The sequence below is a fragment of the Faecalibacterium sp. AF10-46 genome (assembly GCF_003604105.1).
GTDB lineage: Bacteria > Bacillota > Clostridia > Oscillospirales > Ruminococcaceae > Faecalibacterium > Faecalibacterium taiwanense.
In genome coordinates this window covers 104,272-120,754 of sequence record NZ_QVGY01000001.1, presented here as the reverse complement: position 1 = coordinate 120,754, position 16,483 = coordinate 104,272, and the positions used below count along the sequence as shown (strand labels likewise).

The window sequence follows — 16,483 nt, the reverse complement described above, 5'->3', positions numbered from 1 at the left end:
ATGGCTAAATTTGTTGAAGTGGACGTTCGCGGCCTTTCCTGCCCTGAACCGGTGTTGCTGACGATGGATGCGATGGAAGAGCATCCGGGCGAGATGATCCGCGTTCTCGGTGATGAAGCGCACACCCGCAAAAACATTGAAAAAATGCTGGAATATGAACACAAGGACGGTCAGACGACCACGCGGGCAGATGGCTGTTTTGAGATCACCTTTCAGGCATAACGGCAGCGTATGAGAGCAAAAAAGCCCTATCAGGTTTTGACATTCTACACTACTTCTGCGGTCATGGAACTGGAAGCCTTTTGCAAACAGAACGGGATTCCCGGCAGGCTGATCCCTGTTCCGCGGGAACTTTCTGCTGGCTGCGGGATCGCATGGCGGATGGAACCGGATGCGTACCGGCAGCATTCCGGCCTGCTTGCAGAGTGCCCTGTTGAAATCGAACAGACCAAAGAAGTTCTGCTATAACAAAATCGTCCCCTCCGTGCAGACCCGGATCTCGCTTTCCGGGTATCTGCGCGGAGGGGACTTATTGTTTTATCAGAGTTTTGTCGTCCACAGGCCATGCAGATTGCAGTAGGCATAGACCGCCACCGGTGTCTCGTCGCCCAGCTCAAAAGCCGCTCTGGGTGCCTCGCCCGGATGGAGATAACGGATGTGGCCGCCCTGCGCCGTTTCCACATAGAGCCACTGGATATGGTGGACATCCACCATCGGGTGCTCCACCGCGCCCACCGTGACGGTCAGGGTGCTGCCGGAGCGCTCGACCACCGGCAGATGCTTTTCGCCGCTGGCTTCTACAGTGTTGGGAATCAGCTCCCGCAGTTTTTCACCGCAGCAGAGCATCGGAACGCCTGCATCGTGGAGCGTGGTGATGAGGTTACCACAGTGGTCACAGATGTAAAACTTTGCACTCATATCGAAATCCTCCCTGAGAATGTTTTGTGTTTCTTGTGTCTATATGATAACAATTCTCAGCTTTAATTTCCGTGATTGGATCACAGAAGGAAGGATTATTTTGTCAGACACGCAGGAATTGGATCACTTTTTTCCTTTTCGGAGATAAAGAATTGCGGTAACAAGACACATCCCCGCAATTCCTGCCAGAAATGAATTGGAATAGTTCTTTGTCAAAATGGCCCAAAGGTTGATTGACACAAAGACAATTAAAAATATAACACCGATTATCCTATTTTTCATCTCTGTTATCCCCTGCAACTTCCGATTTATCGTTACAAGTATATCATACTACCACCTGCAGGAAAAGGCACAGACGCAATAAATATCCCCCGGCGGAGCCGGGGGATATTTATTTGTTTATGAGTCTCTCGGAAAAAGGCGTTCTCACCCTTCCATCTTCTGGATCACTGCGCCCAGCCAGCGGCACAGGGTCTCTCCGGACTGATTGGCGATCTCCAGCACGCGGGCGTGGCTGTGCTTCACCGTCTGGATGCCGGTGGCCATGTTCGTGATACAGCTGACGGCCAGCACCTTCATACCCAGATAATTGCAGACCATGGTTTCCGGCACGGTGCTCATGCCCACGGCATCGGCCCCCATACCCGCAAAGGCACGGATCTCGGCGGCCGTTTCGTAGCAGGGACCCATGAAGCCCAGATAAACGCCCTCTTGATAGGAAATGCCCAGTTCATCGGCGGTCTGTTTGGCGAGGTTCCGCAGTTCCAGACTGTACGGCTCGGTCATGTCCGGGAAACGCGGGCCGAAGCGCTCGTCGTTGGGGCCGATGAGCGGGTTCGTACCCATCATGTTGATGAAGTCGGTGAGGAGCATCAGGGTGCCCGGCGCAAACTCCCGGTTGATGCCGCCGCAGGCATTGGTCAGCACCACCTGTTCCACGCCCAGCAGTTTCAGGACGTAAAACGGGTAACAGACTTCCTTCATGGAGTAGCCTTCATAAAAGTGGAACCGTCCTTCCAGCGCATAGACCTCTTTCTCGCCCAGCTTGCCTGCCAGCAACGCACCTTTGTGGCCTGCTACTGTAGACACCGGGAAATTCGGGATATCCTTGTACGGCAGTTCTTCCGTTTCGGTAAAATCAGCGGTCAGATTACCAAGGCCGGAGCCGAGCACCACCGCGATTTTCGGGCGTTTGGTGGTATGCATTTTGATATACTCGGCGCTCTCCTGTGCTTTTTCATAAAGATATTCCATAGGTTTTCTCCTTTGCTGTTGTATGCATTCACTCTTCCATTCGTTCCTGTAGCTGTTTCACCGCGTCTTGCAATTCGCTGCTGAATTGCTTCAGGTCATCTTCCGTGATAATTTTCTCATGCAGCAGATTGACCAGCGTATACGGCAGATCCGTTTTACGAAGTTCCATCTGAACACCCAGACTTTTTCGATCCTCACGGATGCGTCGATTCAGCCCCCAGAACTTATCAGATGCCAGACCATCCCCGTTCAGCAGATCAATATATTGATGATTCAACTTTTCAATATACTCGATGGCCTCTTTGGGGCAATCGCAGATGCAGGCCATACAGTGAGTGCAGTGTTTGCCCCAGACCGGCTTGCCGTTTTCCAGCCGGATATTGTTCAGGGGGCACCGCTCCACGCACTTGCCGCATCCGATACAGGCATCCGTTGCCCGGAAGGCATCCGCCTTCACAAAAAAGCGATAGAACGCCGGGTTTACCGAGCCGCTCATAAAGCGGTCGTAGAGGGTGTCTCTCAGTGGAGAAAATTCCTGCCCGGCTCTGACCTGCGCCAGCGCCTTCTGAAGCGCAGGCTCTGCCTGCTCCACGATGCTCCGGGCCTGCTCTTTTTGCGGCGCATTGAACATGGCAATGTAGTTTTCCGGCATGATGATCTGAGCTGTACCCATGTACCGCAGGTGCTTTTGCGCCGCAAGCTGCCGGTTATATTTTGCCGCATTGCCGATCTCGCTGCCGCAATCCATCACAAACCAGATGCGCTCTGCCCCGGTCAGCTCGGTGTTGCCCAGCCACTGGGACACCACCCGGGGAATACGCCATGCGTAGGTAGGCGTGACCAGCACCACATCCTGCCCGGTCTGCACCGGGGCGGTATCCCCTGCCTTGATGCAGGTGTTCAGGTCGTAAAGCGGCATATCCAGCCCTTCGGCAATGCGCCGTGCCAGATACCGGCTGTTGCCGGTTCCTGTAAAATAAAGTACCATGGCTGTTCCCTCGTTTTTGTATGGTTTTTTAGATGCCTGTCTGCCCGGCAAACTGGAAGTTGTCGATTTCAAACAGCAAGAAATAAATCTCTCCACCCTCATCAGTTTAATTTTCGTTTGGATTAACGATTTCTTTTTCCTGTATTCTCTGTCCCTCGGATTTCCTCATGATAGAAATAATCTACGATCACCGGATGTCCCTGCGGGACTCTGCCATAAGGCATTTCATTATCCACAAAGGGACAATCATACTTCTTAGCCATTTCCTCAGCTTTTACTTCAAGTGCTTCAAAGTAGCTGCGGTTATGCTTGTTATAAATCTCGTCGTAAAGCGGCACAAGATCAGGATATTTTCCGGCGATATAATCCATAATTGTCTTTTTGAAACCACCTCGAAGATTGAGATTTTCGAGCCAGAACAGATCGCACTGATCCTTTACCCGCTCAAAGATTGCTTCAAAATCCGTGATACCGGGGAATACCGGGGATACGAAACAGACTGTACGGATACCTGCTTCATATACCTGCTTCATAGCAGCGATACGGCGCTCAATGCTAGAAGCAGAGTCCATATCGTTCTTGAAATTCTCATCTAGTGTGTTGATCGACCATGAAACGGTTACTCGTCCAAGCTTCTTCAGCAGATCAATATCCCGTACCACAAGATCCGACTTTGTGCAGATCAGAATATCTGCGTCACTGCCAATTAGCTGCTCCAGAAGTTTTCTGGTATTCCCAAAATGCTCCTCCTGTGGATTGTAGCCATCTGTCACAGAACCGATGACCACCCGCTGTCCGGCATATTTCTTCAGATTCTTAATTTCCGGCCAATGCTTCACATCAAGGAAAGTGCCCCATTCCTCCTTATGTCCGGTAAAGCGCTTCATAAAAGAAGCATAGCAATACTTGCAGGCATGTGTACAGCCTACATATGGATTGACCGAGTAACCGCCTACCGGCAGACTGGACTTGGTCATGATGTCCTTTGTTTCCACTTCATTAATGAGGATTCCATTTATTACTTTTGCCATGATCTCTGTACCTCCAACACTTTATTGAATTCTTCCGGCATTTCCTGAATCATATTTTCATCCCCTATGATAGGAACAAGGTCTTCCTTCATAAACACCGGAATGTCAAGCACATGCGCCTGATCTGCCAGAGACCATGCCCACTCCGGCTCCGTATGAACCTTCCTGCTCTGAACTCCGGTCATGGTGCCGACAACGATCCAGTTGATTCCGGAAAGATCAACTGAACCAGGATTGTCGAATAGCGGCTCAAAGGTAACATGGTAGTGTTTTGCTCTGACATTTTCCCGTAGTGCGTCAATACGCCACAGTTCTGCTTTTCTCGTCACCGTAACGCCAAACCATGCGTTTTCCAGCTCGGTATCAAAATCCAGCAGATCTGGTCGCTTTGTAAGGAACAAGAACTGATGCTGTGGATTTTCACGGATTTTTGCAAATACCTCGTCTCTCCATTCTGGCTTCCAGCCGGAAAAATCGCTCATGCCGGTAAGAAAAAAGTTCTGCGGACGTTTCTTTTCCATCATCTTGAGCTTACCCGGAAAGAATTCAGGGGCAGCAAAGTCATCAATCATATGCCAGCGTTTCACATTATTGCGGGCATAGCAATATACACACCCCACTGTACATCCGATGACGATATTCATGTTTTGAATCTGATCTTTGATGCAAATACTCATGATTTCTGCCACTCCTCAAGATTCTTTCTGATACGGTCGAGGCATTCCTCAAACCGGGTAATTTCTTCCTCCGAAAAACCTTTGTAGTAAATACTGCCCATTTCATCAGATACAGAATCGTATTCGTCCTTTAAGGCATATGCTTTTTCAGTCAGAAACAGGAGTGTTTTCCTTTTGTCCGTTTCAGACTGAACGCGTCTTATCAGCCCTTGATTTTCCATTCTTTCCAGCATCGTAGTAAGAGAAGTTAACGCTAATCCACATTTGATTGAGAGTGACCTGATTGAGATTCCATCTTCCTGCCACAGTACATAAAGAATACGCCCTTGGGCTCCGTTAAACGCATCAATATTCTTTTCGCTGAGAATCTTCTCAAAGATTCGATCTCCAAGTTGTTTTATTTTGGTAACAAGAAATCCGCCATTCACTTTCACACAAAAACTCCTATATAGTATTTTATCAAATAATACTATATAGGAGTTTTACTGTCAACAGTTTGTATGTCTAAGTAGAAGTAAATTCCGAGTTGTCGCTCTCTGTATATCATAGTTTTCGCACGCAAAAGACCTGCGGCAAGGTGTGCGCTTACACCTCGCCCACAAACTTCATGCCCCAGCTCATGCGGGTGTCGTACATCAGACGGGTCAGGGCAAGGCTATCCTGCGGGGTGTAGCGGTCGCTTCCGGTACGCCCCAGCTTGACGCAGCGGCTTGCTTCCCGGATCTCATACTCAAAGCCGTTGATGTCCACCGGGCAGCGGATGACCTCCGGCTCTTTGCACTCCACTACCAGCGTCATGGTCTCGGCGTGCTGGAAATCAGGCAGAAAGATGCTGCCCTTGGTGCCCACGATACGGGCGTTGCGCTCCAGCTCCTGCCCAATGGTCTGGGTGGACTCCGCCTTGCAGCCGCCGGGGTAGGTCAGCGCAAGGCAACTGTAATCGTCGGTGCCGTACTCGTTGATGTGGACCTCTTTGGTCTCCACCTTCTCCGGTTCCTGTCCGGTGAGGATGCGCAGAAAGCCCAGATTGTAGATGCCGATATCCAGCAGCGCACCACCGCCCAGACTGGAATCAAACTTGCGGTCCTTCCGGGCACCGGAGGCCACAAAGCCGTACTGACAGGTGATCTGCTTCAGTTCCCCGATGGTGCCAGCAGTAAGGATCTCGCGCATTCGGTCGTACAGCGGCAGCAGCCAGATCCAGAATGCCTCCATGAGAAAGAGGTGCTTTTCCTCCGCCAGACGATACAGCTCCTGCGCCTGCTCCGGGTTGATGGTAAAGGGCTTTTCGCACAGAACGTGCTTGCCATGCCCCAAGCAGAGCTTGCAGTTTTCGTAGTGCAGGGTGTTGGGAGTGGCAACATAGATAGCCTCCACCTCCGGGTCGGCGGCAAGGGCTTCGTAGGAGTCATAGCAGCGGGGAATGCCGTACTGCTGTGCAAACGCCTGTGCGCTTTTCAGATGCCGTGAGCCCACGGCAACAAGCTGCTCCCCTTCTGCGCCCATCTGTTCCACCGTAGACGCAAACTTTTTGGCAATGGTGCCGGTCGCTAAAATTCCCCACTTCATAACGGTACCTCCCATTTGATCACTTTGGATCCAGTATACCATGATTTCTCTCTGCGGAAAAGATTCCGCTCTCATAAAGCCCTATTTTTCTGCCAAAAAACACCGCCTCCAAACAAAATCCTTGCAATTTTTGCTCTATCCGTTATACTGATAGAAAAAGGTGTCTTGACACATCAGTTTGGGAGGTACCCCCCCTATGAAATTTCTGATCGTAGTGGATATGCAGAACGACTTTATCACCGGCTCGCTGGGCACAAAAGAGGCCGAAGCCATCCTGCCGAAGGTGCTGGAAAAGATCCGCACCTATCGCCCGGAGCAGATCTTTGTCACCCAGGATACCCACCCGGACAACTATCTGGAGACCAACGAGGGGCGTCATCTCCCGGTGGCTCACTGCATCGCCGGCAGCGAGGGGCACGCTCTAAATCCGCTGGTGGCGGAGGCGCTGGAGGGCGTGCCTGCAGACCACTTTATCTGCAAGCCCACCTTTGGCTCCACCCTGCTGGCGGAAAAGCTCAAGACCGCCGCCGGGACCGAAACCCCGGAGATCGAGCTGGTGGGTCTGTGCACCGGCATCTGTGTGCTTTCCAACGCCATCCTGTGCAAAGCAACCTTCCCGGAAAGCGACGTTTCCGTGGACGCTGCCTGCTGCGCCTGCGTCACGCCCCAGTCCCATGACACGGCACTTTCTGCCATGAAGCTGTGCCAAATTGATATCAACAACCAGGGCAGCGAGCCTTGGAGACCGTGAGAGCTGCTTAGGGTTCGAGAGAAGGTGCCAACATGAAACATCGCATTGTGACGGCTGCGCAGATGAAGGAAATTGAACGAGCCGGGGATGCCCACGGTCTGCCCTACCTGCAAATGATGGAAAACGCTGGGCTGGCTGCTTAGTGGTCGTCGATGTACTCCTCCACCGAGGCAGACAGCTTGCGGCTCACCGTCAGAGAGTCCCGGTCGTAGAGCACCAGATATCTCTGGTACGCAATTCGACCGACCCGGATTTCAGAAGATGATTGCCGAAGTCAAAGCTGACCGAATCTCCGTTGTTATCATATGGTAATTTTTCTCCGGCCAAACGAAAAAGCTCGTCTGCAAGCCACGATATGTGGCAGCGCAGACGGGCTTTCGTTATGGAATCATTCTGTTTCAGTTATCCTGATATTCGCTCTGACTTACATGGCGTTCCGTAAAACACGCAGTCGTTCTTCAAACGTTGCTTTCCATGCCGGATGCTCGGAGAATACGGTGTGCTCCACCTGACGGACTTGGTTCAGTCCGATGTTCCGCACCGCTTCCACTGCAGCATCTTTTTGGCTCAGATGGCATTTTCCCACGGTCAGACAGTTTGCGCCTTCTGGCGTGTCGTACTGCTGAAACGCCCGGTTGAAGTCCATCAGGTCATGCAGACGGATGGGCTGATTGGTTTCGTTGTCTACCAGCAGACCCCAATTTTCCCAATGACGGTCGGTATTGCCCACCAGATAATCCAGAATGTTCATCATATAGTAGCTGGGAGCATCCAACTCTAAGATCTTATCCAGCGTGTTCCAATCATGGTTCGTGCAGTAGACGTCATAGGCTGCATAGGTCACAAGACTGTATCGCTGAGATGTCATGATTTTGCTGATGGAAACCGGCTCATTTTCAAACATCCCCTGCTCATACAGTACCTGATGGCAGTCAAAGCACCGGCAGATTTTGCTTGCCAGCACTTCACGTTCCACCGCTTCCCTGCCACCATCCTTGTAAAGATAGAAGCCATCCTCTTTTCGCACCCACGCCTTGGGGTACAAGCCGCCCGTAGACAGGTCATTTGCCAGAAGATGGGCGTTTGTCACCGTCATTTGGTGCCCCCGCAGCGCAATATCCACAAGCGCATTGCTTAAGGAGTGTGCAAAAAGGTTGATATCCTCGAATCGAATCTTCTCGTTTTCTTCTTTCACCCAGAACACATCCAGCAAAGACAGACAATGGTAGGATAATGCGATCTGTGCTCGTTCCCTGTCCGTAGCACTCTGAGATGCACCGATACTGTTCAGGATTTCCTTGGCGTAGGTGCGATCCAACGTCAACATCCGGGAGGCGCACCAATAGTAAAAGTTCGTTACATTATTGATGCGCTCGTCAAAATCATCCGATTCCACCAGAACCAGATCATAGGGCATGAAATCCTCGAGGCAGACCCTGCATTCCCCTGTCGTGCTGAGTTGTGCCACACAGCTTTCCCGGTGCATGATCTCGTAAAACATGGTTTTCATCCCTCCCTGCGTTCTGTGTCTTGCTCTGTATTTATATTACCTTCTTTTTTCACGGGACGCAAGAGCTTTTACTTTTCAAAAAGCTTTTTCTGCTGCTCCATCAGGACGGTTTCGATACGCTCTTTCAGCAAAAAGTGGAACTGTTTTGGGTAATAGCATGCAGCGTCAAATAATTTCCAGCCATTTGTGATCCTCCGCCATTCTTCCCTGCGTCTTTTCAACAAGCAGAACCGGGTCATATTCCGGAACGCCAACAGCATCCAGATAGTAATCCAAGCCCTTTCGTGTTTTCGGAATGCATCGGTCTGCCAGAAAGGCCAGGAAGTCTTCCCATGAGGGCGTTTCGTTCACACCAAACGCAGTATCCAGTATTTCGTCAACTTTGTTTTCGATGCAGATCTGCTCCGCTGTAAAATCTGCCAAAATCACGGTACACAACGCATCTCCGTCATAATACCGATATTCTTTCAGCTGATGTCCTTTCTGTTCTGCATTTCTGCGGAACAGTTCCGAGTCTGTTGATGCAAGCGGTCGGACGGTGATTTTTTCACCGTCAAAAGAAAGTTCTACCCGGTCCTCTTTTGAAAGTCCCATCGCATGAAGCCACACTGCCGGGAGATTGACCGAATACTTTTCTGCATTCTTTCCTGCTGTTCCCCCTGCTTTTCTTCTCATAATTTTCACGCTGCGACGATTCATGCACTTCACCTTCCCTTACAAAAAGAATACCATATTGGCCGCCAACAATCAACGATTTTTTTGTCAGCAAAATTCCAAAAACTTATATAACACAAAAAGCCCCACGCTCAACACTGCCTCTGAATCTGGCCGTCTCTGGTCAGAGCAGAAAAGCATATGTTGAGCGTGGGGCTTTGTTTATCGGCTCGGCTGCCAGCCGGGCTTTTGGTGTTCCTTGGGTTTGTAGGTTCCTTTGGTAGTATCGATCACCGCCTGCAGCAATTCGAGCTTCTGCCATGTGGGGCAGTTCAGACGGTCGATTTTTTCGATCACATAGTTGGCGTGGGCGGTTGCGACCCGTTTTCCGAGTTCGTCCCATCCCTCTTTCGTTTTGGGGTAATGTACCACCACTTCAATGGGGGCACTCTTTCGCATGGCTCACTCACCTCCGATTACATCGCTATCACCTCATTTTTACGGGTTACTGGTTGTCCGCTATTCGCTGCGGTTTCCTCTCAGAACGTTCAGAGCCAGACTGACCAGCAAAGCCATATCCATGCGGAGCATTTCAGCCTTGCTGGCATAGCCCATAAAGCGTTCGATGTTCTACGGCGATTCGTTCGCAAGTGCGTTTTTCTGAATCGATGTGATCATTTTGATCACATCGATCAACCAATAAAGGCCTCCGAATCTCTTTCTTATTAGGGAAAGATTCAGAGGCCTCTGTTTTACAATTTTTTCGGAATAGCGGCTTTCACCAGCAGCATCATGGGACGGCGCAGTTCATCCTTCATTCCGGGAATCCTCAGCATCTCTGCAGAGGTTCGTTGTCATATTCGCTGGTATGGAGTGGTTTCACTGGCTGCATTGAGCTTCTAATGGCCTCCAAAATGGTCCGATCCGCCGGGAGCCACGGAACGGAATCAATGTCATCTTTTGTCAGCCATCGTGCAGCTTCCGCTTCTTTCAGAACAAGATCGCCGGAAACCACTTCACACCAGAAGCAGTCCATGGAAAGATGAAACGCCGGATAATCGTACTCGATTGTCCCAATTAAATCCTCCACGGTGATTTCCGTGTCCAGTTCTTCTTTGATTTCCCGCTTCAGAGCCTGCTGCGGGGTTTCGCCCGGCTCGATTTTGCCGCCCGGAAACTCCCACTGGCCTTTATAGTCGCCATAACCGCGGGCAGTGGCGTAGATTTTGCGTTTTGCCTGCATGGAGTCGCAGATCACAGCGGCCACAACACGAATCGTTTTCATAACGTTCTCCTTTTGGATTCATTAGGCCGACCGTCAAGAAGTCCCACCGACACGATAGAACACCCTGTTTCCTGCTTTTCTTGCAGTAAGCAGCCCCATCTCATGGAATTTCATCACAAACGTCCGAATAGTTGCATACGCAGCGTTTCGGAAATCCTTTTCCAGCTGCTTTGTGGTAAACTCCTCTGCACCATAAGCAGACAGAACATACTCCCAGAGCAGCCGTTCTTTTTCTGTGATTTTTCCTTCCGCAAGAGCAGTTTGATATACCTCAAGATCAGTTTTCGGCGGGACTGCATCCACCTGCAGGCGGTTATAGACCTCATTGCAGAAGTAGAACAGAAAGGGAGTCATATCCGTATAGCCGGAAATCAGAGCATTTCTCTCCACGCGTTCGTAGGCTTTGTAATATGCGTCCTTGTTTTCAGCGATGTATCGGGAAAACGGCGTGAACAGTGCCGCAGGATAGCCCTGCTGAACAAGATACCAGAGGTGGAATAGCCGTGCAGTGCGTCCATTCCCGTCAAAATTCCCGTGGTTCCGTCACGGATCACATCTCCATCGGCTTATTCCCCACTTCGTCCAGATACGCATTCAAAAATTCCACTGCAAGGCTGTTGGGACGGATGTTTTCTCTGGCTTCCTGTGGGGTGAACCACTTGCAGCGGTCCACTTCGTGGTTGATATGCAGCGCCTTTGCGGTTCTGACGAAAGCCGTAAAGTTGCACATCAGCGTATTGGACGGCTCAAAAAACTTGGTACGGTTGAACCGGAGGTGTTCTACTTCCAGCCCGGTTTCTTCCCGGACCTCCCGCACCACGGCGTGTTCTTCTGCCTCACCGCGGTTCACATATCCAGCCACCAGAATATAAGAGGGCTTGCCGTACTGCTGGATGAGCAGAATTTTCCCGGTTTCCTCATCCACAACAATCATGCTGACCGCCACATTGTACATCGGGAAACGGTATTGCTGGCATTTCGGGCAGTAAGGCACAATGCCCTCTTCTTCCAGTTCTTTTTCAATCAATGCCGTACCGCATTCAAAGCAATGCTTCTGAATCATTTTTACACTCCAAACACCGTTTTTGTCAGTCGGATGCCTGCCGCCGTTTTCATCGTATGTTCCATAAAGGTTCGGATTGCCTGCTGGTCGTACCCGCTTTCGGACGCATTGACGATATAATCTGCCTCAATCAGAATCTGATAGTCAATGCCGTCGATCTGCGCCGGACTATGGTGGTGCCCTACCAGATACGCCACCCTATCAATTTGTGCAGCCGTCATGCCGGTATCCGCCAAGAACTCCCGCACCAGCGGGGCACCCTCCTGCTCCTGATATTTACCATTGGTGTTGCCGTACTTTTTGCGGCAGAGCGGGCAGGCGATATCGTGGGTGATGGCCGCCACCTCCAGAATAAACTGCGTGTCTGCGTCCAGCCCCTCCAGCTCACCAATGGTTTTGGCATAGGTCCACACACAGCTCAGGTGCGTGATGTCATGGATATTCCCTTCGGAAAAGGCGATCATCTTTTCCATGATCTGTGCAATGGTCATCATTTGTTTCACTCCCGTTTTTAATACTTAAATGTTCACCTTGATAAACGCGAATTTATAGTGCATCTCTCGGACAATTCTTCACGCATTCAAAGCAAAGAATACATTCCGTACCGTTTTTTCGTTTTCTGGAATTATCTGTAACATCTACTTCCATAGGACACACATTTTTACATTTGCCGCATGAAACACATTTGCTTTTATCACATTTAATTCGGAGCAGCGAAAAATAACTCATAGGTTTTAAGAATATAGTGATAGGACATATGTATTTGCAAAATGCACGATTATCCTTAAAGACAAAAGCCAATATTATCCCAACTATATAGTATATGGCATTTCCAATGATAAACGCCCAAAACATAATCCTCTCAATGTTATCGATATGAGCAAGAAATAGCACCGAAACAAATATAAGAGAAATTGCAAATGTTATATACCTTATCCACCCAATCTTTTCCCGTGGTGTTTTGGGAACTTTATACGGAAGAAAATCAAGCACCATTGCCGTCCAACAGGCATACCCACACCAACCTCTGCCAAAAAGCAATGGTCCGAAAATTTTTGCCACCGCATAATGAATTGTTGCGGCTTCAAATACCCCTGTAAAAAGATAATACCAAAATCCCTCAATCTGCATATTTTCACCGCAAATAAAGCCCAAATACACCAACATATAAAGTCCGACTAAAAGCTGTGCAACTCTGCGGGCATATTTGTATTTTTTTATATAAAGAAATATCCCGAAAAAAATTGATATTCCAATATAGCTAAAATTAAAAAGGTAAAATATATTGTCCTGTGTCAGCCATAATGTTACTGCAATAGTCATAAATATTCCCAATACACCAAGCGGTAGAAAATACTTTTTCATTTTATTCCTCCAATCCACAAACTGGAATTGTTTACTGTTTCTTCTTTACAACGAAACCAATAACGAACAAAATAATTGCAGGAATTACCAAAAACAAAGCATTTACTAACACCCACAAATAAAAAGGCGCAGAGTTTAGCGATGTTAAGTATTGAGTATAATCAACGATGCTCTTAATAACAAATACAATCAACAGAATGAGACTCACAATGTTGCATATCATAGGTACTTTCTGTTTCATTCTAAACACCTCAATAAATTCCAATTTATCAAATAAGAATTCCCGTCAATTTTTCTCTTGATGCGGCTCGTTTCTAAGAGTAGGAACGAACTGTTCTGTTGCCGGAGACGGACCATTCAGGTTGATCTCCGGCAGTATTGTTGTTATCGCCTATTAAAAAACAGCCGGAACGACTTTCTGCTGCGCTACATCGATGATGCCGTATGTATTCAGTCTGAGTTTTGGAATGACCGGAAGGCTGACGAAGGCGAGGGTCATAAAGATGCCGATATCTTCCGCTACACCATGTGCCTTGAGGGCATCGTTCAGCGCCTGCATTTTCGCCGCAACGCTCTCTGCGCTTTCGGTGCTCATCAATCCGGCCACCGGAAGCGCAAGTTCTGCCACGACCTGTCCATCTGCCACAAACGCAAGTCCGCCTTTGTTTTTCCGCACGGTGTTGCCGGCCAGCATCATATCGGTATCGTTGTCCCCTGCCACAATCAGGTTATGGGAATCATGTGCGATGCTCGATGCAACGGCTCCGCATTTCAGGCTGAAGTTCCCTAAAAAGCCAATGCCCACATGGCCGGAGTGATGATGCCGCTCAAAAACGGCCAGTTTTACGATGTTGTGTTCCGGGTCCACACCGGGAGCCTTGCCCGGCCGCCGTTGGAACGGGATGATTTTTTCCTCCGTAAGCAGCTCGCCCCGGTTCAGGCAGATGACACGCTCCTGCTCCCCGCTTTCCCGAAGTTCCAGGTCCTGCAGTGTGATCTCATCCAGATCAAAGGAATCCATAACGTGGGAAAATCTCACACGGTCGATGTCAAGCGGTGCGGGTTTCAGCGTTTTTCCGTGCTCGGCCACCAGCGTGCCATTCTTGTAAACCTGTTCGACCGTAAAGGATTCCAGATCAGGAACCACAACCAGATCTGCCCGGTACCCCGGTGCTACGGCACCGCGCTGCTTGAACCCAAAATACTGTGCCGGGACCAGCGTTGCCATTTTGACGGCCACCGCCGGGTCTGCCCCCAACCGGATCGCTTTACGGATGTTGGAATCGATGTGTCCGCTGTCCAGCAGGTCACCGGGGTGCTTATCATCCGTCACCAGCATACAGCGGCTGCAATAAGGCTCCCGGAACAGCGGCATCAGGGCCTCCATATTTTTGGCAGCCGTTCCTTCCCGGATCATGATGTATTGTCCGCGCCGGAGTTTTTCCATGGCTTCCTCGATGTTGGAGCACTCGTGATCGGACTGAACGCCTGCCGCAATATAAGCATTCAGGTCCTTATCGCTCAAGATCGGTGCGTGTCCATCCACGATCTTTCCTGCTTCGGTGCAGTCGCGGATCTTCTGCAGGATCTTCGGGTCACAGCGCACCGTCCCATAGGCATTCATCAGCTCTGCAAGCCCCAGCACACGGGGATCGCCGTAGTAAGGCCGGAGCTGTTCTGCGTTCAGCACCGCACCGGATTCATCCAGATCCGTGGCCGGAACACAGGAGGGCAGCATGAAATAAACCGAAAGGGTCAGATTTTTTGTCGTTTCCAGCATAAAATCCAAGCCTTCCAGCCCCGCAACGTTCGAGATCTCGTGTGGGTCTGTGACCACCGCAGTGGTACCGTGGGGCAGCACTGCCTGCTCGAAAGCCGGACCACAGAGCATGGAGCTTTCGATGTGGATATGCCCATCGATCAGGCCCGGGCAGACATATTTGCCGTGCAGATCAACTTCTTTCCGGCCATGATACGTACCCACGCCCACGATCGAATTTCCGCTGATGGCAATATCAGCGGTGTCGATCTCATCGGTAAACACATTGACGATTCTTGCATTTTTCAAAACCAGATCGGCCAAAGCATCTCCTCTGCCTGCCGAGATCCGGCGTTTCAGCTCATCAGACTGCATAGAAGCATCTCCTCTCTCTGAAGTTCGATTTTCTCACCTGTGGATCGGTTCTGCCCTTATTCTACCACGCCCTGCCGCTGCGGAAAAGATGTCGGGAAACAAAAATGCCCCCGGAGGGCTTGTTACAGCTCTCCGGGGCCACTTTATGTGCGTTGTGCCTTGGCGCAGACCGTCAGCACTCCACTGCCACCTTGATCACGCCGTCCCGTTTCTTTTCAAACAGCTCGTAGCCCTCTGCGATCCGGCGCAGGGGGTAGGTGTGGGTGATGAGCGGTTCGGTATCGATCTTGCCTTCTGCGATGAGACGCAGCGTTTCTTCACAATCGCAGCCGTCCACGCCGCCGGTCTTAAAGGTGAGGTTTTTGCCGTACATTTCCGGCAGCGGCAGGGTCTGTGCCTTATCGTACAGCGCCACCACCGTCACAACGGCGTTGGGCCGTGCACACTCCCATGCCAGCCGGAAGGTGGAATCTGCCCCTGCCACCTCCAGCACCACATCGGCCCCGCCGTGGTCGCTGTGGGCACGCACAAAGGCGGCGCAGTCCTCCGGCTGCACGGTAAGCACCTGCGGGTAGTGCCGACGGATGAACTGCAGGCGGCTTGCGTCCTTTTCACAGACGATGATGCGCTTGGGGCTGTGCAGCATGACGCACAGCAGCGTGCAGATGCCGGTCGGCCCTGCACCGAGGATCAGCACGGTATCCTCGGGGGTGATTTCCGAGATGCGTGCCGCCCAAAAGCCGGTGGCCAGCACATCGCCCACCAGCAGCGCCTGCCGATCGGTAACGCCGTCAGGGATCTTGTTCAGTCCCTGATCCGCAAAGGGCACCCGGACATACTCGGCCTGCCCGCCGTCGATGCGGCAGCCCAGCGCCCAGCCGCCGTTTTGATCGGTGCAGTTGTTCACAAAGCCTTTTTTGCAGAAAAAGCACTCTCCGCAGAAGGTCTCCACGTTCACCGTCACCCGGTCGCCGGGTTTCACATTGGTCACCGCACTGCCCACTTCTTCCACGATGCCCACCATCTCGTGCCCTACCGTGATGCCGGGCACCGCCCGGGGCACGCTGCCGTGCTTGATGTGCAGGTCGCTGGAGCAGATGCTGGCAAGGGTCACCTTTACAATGGCGTCCCGCTCGTGCTGCAGCACCGGCTTTGGTTTTTCCATCAGGGCAAACGTTCCCTCTGAAACATAGGTATAGGTCAGCATGCTTTTTACCTCCACGCGCTTTGATCTTTCCGAACGGAGTATACCACGCAGCTATGGCAAAGAGCAAGCCGCAAAAG

19 protein-coding genes and 1 pseudogene are annotated in these 16,483 nt (G+C 50.8%); 3 read left to right on the top strand and 17 right to left on the bottom strand.

The window, feature by feature from the left end; all coding sequences use genetic code 11:
- Nucleotides 1–222, top strand: a complete 222-nt coding sequence (locus DWV57_RS00665; RefSeq protein ID WP_097778273.1) for a sulfurtransferase TusA family protein — start codon at nt 1–3, stop codon at nt 220–222.
- 9 nt (nt 223–231) lie between these two features.
- Nucleotides 232–468, top strand: coding sequence for a DUF3343 domain-containing protein (locus tag DWV57_RS00660; RefSeq protein WP_097778274.1), 237 nt, complete (start codon nt 232–234; stop codon nt 466–468).
- 72 nt (nt 469–540) lie between these two features.
- Here the strand turns inward: DWV57_RS00660 and DWV57_RS00655 are convergent, their stop codons facing one another.
- From DWV57_RS00655 to DWV57_RS00625, 7 genes and pseudogenes are all read right to left on the bottom strand, one after another.
- A complete protein-coding gene (locus DWV57_RS00655; RefSeq protein WP_120019626.1) occupies nt 541–918 on the bottom strand; it encodes a desulfoferrodoxin family protein in 378 nt (125 codons plus the stop codon).
- 426 nt (nt 919–1,344) lie between these two features.
- Nucleotides 1,345–2,172: a purine-nucleoside phosphorylase gene (locus DWV57_RS00650; RefSeq protein ID WP_120019625.1), complete on the bottom strand. Its 828-nt coding sequence runs from the start codon at nt 2,170–2,172 to the stop codon at nt 1,345–1,347.
- 286 nt (nt 2,173–2,458) lie between these two features.
- Nucleotides 2,459–3,160, bottom strand: a pseudogene (locus tag DWV57_RS00645) (EFR1 family ferrodoxin); the annotation flags it as partial.
- A 122-nt stretch (nt 3,161–3,282) separates the two neighbouring features.
- Nucleotides 3,283–4,191 (bottom strand): radical SAM mobile pair protein B, encoded by a 909-nt coding sequence (locus DWV57_RS00640; protein WP_118528161.1) that lies wholly within the window; start codon nt 4,189–4,191, stop codon nt 3,283–3,285.
- On the bottom strand, nt 4,179–4,868 hold the full coding sequence (locus tag DWV57_RS00635) for a radical SAM mobile pair protein A (RefSeq protein ID WP_120019624.1): 690 nt from the start codon (nt 4,866–4,868) through the stop codon (nt 4,179–4,181). Before DWV57_RS00635 ends, DWV57_RS00640 begins: the two co-directional genes overlap by 13 nt.
- Nucleotides 4,865–5,302 carry a radical SAM mobile pair system MarR family transcriptional regulator gene (locus DWV57_RS00630; RefSeq protein ID WP_120019623.1) on the bottom strand — a complete coding sequence of 146 codons (438 nt, stop codon included), beginning with the start codon at nt 5,300–5,302 and terminating at the stop codon, nt 4,865–4,867. The genes DWV57_RS00635 and DWV57_RS00630 overlap by 4 nt, the downstream gene beginning before the upstream one ends.
- Before the next feature lie 151 nt (nt 5,303–5,453).
- Nucleotides 5,454–6,437, bottom strand: coding sequence for a Gfo/Idh/MocA family oxidoreductase (locus tag DWV57_RS00625; RefSeq protein ID WP_120019622.1), 984 nt, complete (start codon nt 6,435–6,437; stop codon nt 5,454–5,456).
- Between the two features lie 196 nt (nt 6,438–6,633).
- Here DWV57_RS00625 and DWV57_RS00620 point away from each other — a divergent pair, with 196 nt between their 5' ends.
- Nucleotides 6,634–7,188, top strand: coding sequence for an isochorismatase family cysteine hydrolase (locus tag DWV57_RS00620; RefSeq protein WP_118528169.1), 555 nt, complete (start codon nt 6,634–6,636; stop codon nt 7,186–7,188).
- A 424-nt stretch (nt 7,189–7,612) separates the two neighbouring features.
- On the opposite strand, the gene DWV57_RS00605 is transcribed toward DWV57_RS00620, so the two are convergent.
- The 10 genes from DWV57_RS00605 to DWV57_RS00545 all read right to left on the bottom strand — a co-directional run bounded on the left by DWV57_RS00605 (nt 7,613) and on the right by DWV57_RS00545 (nt 16,406).
- Nucleotides 7,613–8,689: a hypothetical protein gene (locus DWV57_RS00605; RefSeq protein ID WP_347562359.1), complete on the bottom strand. Its 1,077-nt coding sequence runs from the start codon at nt 8,687–8,689 to the stop codon at nt 7,613–7,615.
- 174 nt (nt 8,690–8,863) lie between these two features.
- Nucleotides 8,864–9,397 (bottom strand): AbrB/MazE/SpoVT family DNA-binding domain-containing protein, encoded by a 534-nt coding sequence (locus tag DWV57_RS00600; RefSeq protein ID WP_118528173.1) that lies wholly within the window; start codon nt 9,395–9,397, stop codon nt 8,864–8,866.
- A gap of 177 nt (nt 9,398–9,574) precedes the next feature.
- The gene (locus tag DWV57_RS00595) at nt 9,575–9,811 is read right to left on the bottom strand and encodes a hypothetical protein (RefSeq protein ID WP_005922522.1); all 237 of its coding nucleotides are present in this window, start codon (nt 9,809–9,811) and stop codon (nt 9,575–9,577) included.
- A gap of 370 nt (nt 9,812–10,181) precedes the next feature.
- Nucleotides 10,182–10,637, bottom strand: coding sequence for a (deoxy)nucleoside triphosphate pyrophosphohydrolase (locus tag DWV57_RS00580; protein ID WP_118528175.1), 456 nt, complete (start codon nt 10,635–10,637; stop codon nt 10,182–10,184).
- 33 nt (nt 10,638–10,670) lie between these two features.
- Nucleotides 10,671–11,027: a hypothetical protein gene (locus DWV57_RS00575; protein ID WP_187119391.1), complete on the bottom strand. Its 357-nt coding sequence runs from the start codon at nt 11,025–11,027 to the stop codon at nt 10,671–10,673.
- Nucleotides 11,028–11,187: 160 nt separating this feature from the next.
- A complete protein-coding gene (locus DWV57_RS00570) occupies nt 11,188–11,700 on the bottom strand; it encodes an NUDIX domain-containing protein (protein WP_120019620.1) in 513 nt (170 codons plus the stop codon).
- Between the two features lie 2 nt (nt 11,701–11,702).
- Nucleotides 11,703–12,194 (bottom strand): HD domain-containing protein, encoded by a 492-nt coding sequence (locus DWV57_RS00565; protein ID WP_118528179.1) that lies wholly within the window; start codon nt 12,192–12,194, stop codon nt 11,703–11,705.
- A gap of 52 nt (nt 12,195–12,246) precedes the next feature.
- On the bottom strand, nt 12,247–13,065 hold the full coding sequence (locus tag DWV57_RS00560) for a 4Fe-4S dicluster domain-containing protein (RefSeq protein WP_120019619.1): 819 nt from the start codon (nt 13,063–13,065) through the stop codon (nt 12,247–12,249).
- A gap of 394 nt (nt 13,066–13,459) precedes the next feature.
- A complete protein-coding gene (gene ade / locus DWV57_RS00550; RefSeq protein ID WP_120019617.1) occupies nt 13,460–15,199 on the bottom strand; it encodes an adenine deaminase in 1,740 nt (579 codons plus the stop codon).
- A 172-nt stretch (nt 15,200–15,371) separates the two neighbouring features.
- On the bottom strand, nt 15,372–16,406 hold the full coding sequence (locus DWV57_RS00545; protein WP_055191191.1) for a Zn-dependent alcohol dehydrogenase: 1,035 nt from the start codon (nt 16,404–16,406) through the stop codon (nt 15,372–15,374).
- Nucleotides 16,407–16,483: the final 77 nt, after the last annotated feature.

Excerpts from the sequence above, each read along its gene's own strand:
- DWV57_RS00665 (WP_097778273.1), top strand. The coding sequence starts at position 1 with ATGGCTAAATTTGTTGAAGTGGACGTTCGCGGCCTTTCCTGCCCTGAA.
- DWV57_RS00580 (WP_118528175.1), bottom strand. The coding sequence starts at position 10,637 with ATGAAAACGATTCGTGTTGTGGCCGCTGTGATCTGCGACTCCATGCAG.
- DWV57_RS00560 (WP_120019619.1), bottom strand. The coding sequence starts at position 13,065 with ATGAAAAAGTATTTTCTACCGCTTGGTGTATTGGGAATATTTATGACT.
- DWV57_RS00660 (WP_097778274.1), top strand. The coding sequence starts at position 232 with ATGAGAGCAAAAAAGCCCTATCAGGTTTTGACATTCTACACTACTTCT.
- DWV57_RS00655 (WP_120019626.1), bottom strand. The coding sequence starts at position 918 with ATGAGTGCAAAGTTTTACATCTGTGACCACTGTGGTAACCTCATCACC.
- ade (WP_120019617.1), bottom strand. The coding sequence starts at position 15,199 with ATGCAGTCTGATGAGCTGAAACGCCGGATCTCGGCAGGCAGAGGAGAT.
- DWV57_RS00600 (WP_118528173.1), bottom strand. The coding sequence starts at position 9,397 with ATGAATCGTCGCAGCGTGAAAATTATGAGAAGAAAAGCAGGGGGAACA.
- DWV57_RS00605 (WP_347562359.1), bottom strand. The coding sequence starts at position 8,689 with ATGTTTTACGAGATCATGCACCGGGAAAGCTGTGTGGCACAACTCAGC.
- DWV57_RS00635 (WP_120019624.1), bottom strand. The coding sequence starts at position 4,868 with ATGAGTATTTGCATCAAAGATCAGATTCAAAACATGAATATCGTCATC.
- DWV57_RS00640 (WP_118528161.1), bottom strand. The coding sequence starts at position 4,191 with ATGGCAAAAGTAATAAATGGAATCCTCATTAATGAAGTGGAAACAAAG.
- DWV57_RS00620 (WP_118528169.1), top strand. The coding sequence starts at position 6,634 with ATGAAATTTCTGATCGTAGTGGATATGCAGAACGACTTTATCACCGGC.
- DWV57_RS00570 (WP_120019620.1), bottom strand. The coding sequence starts at position 11,700 with ATGATTCAGAAGCATTGCTTTGAATGCGGTACGGCATTGATTGAAAAA.
- DWV57_RS00625 (WP_120019622.1), bottom strand. The coding sequence starts at position 6,437 with ATGAAGTGGGGAATTTTAGCGACCGGCACCATTGCCAAAAAGTTTGCG.
- DWV57_RS00595 (WP_005922522.1), bottom strand. The coding sequence starts at position 9,811 with ATGCGAAAGAGTGCCCCCATTGAAGTGGTGGTACATTACCCCAAAACG.
- DWV57_RS00650 (WP_120019625.1), bottom strand. The coding sequence starts at position 2,172 with ATGGAATATCTTTATGAAAAAGCACAGGAGAGCGCCGAGTATATCAAA.
- DWV57_RS00545 (WP_055191191.1), bottom strand. The coding sequence starts at position 16,406 with ATGCTGACCTATACCTATGTTTCAGAGGGAACGTTTGCCCTGATGGAA.
- DWV57_RS00565 (WP_118528179.1), bottom strand. The coding sequence starts at position 12,194 with ATGATGACCATTGCACAGATCATGGAAAAGATGATCGCCTTTTCCGAA.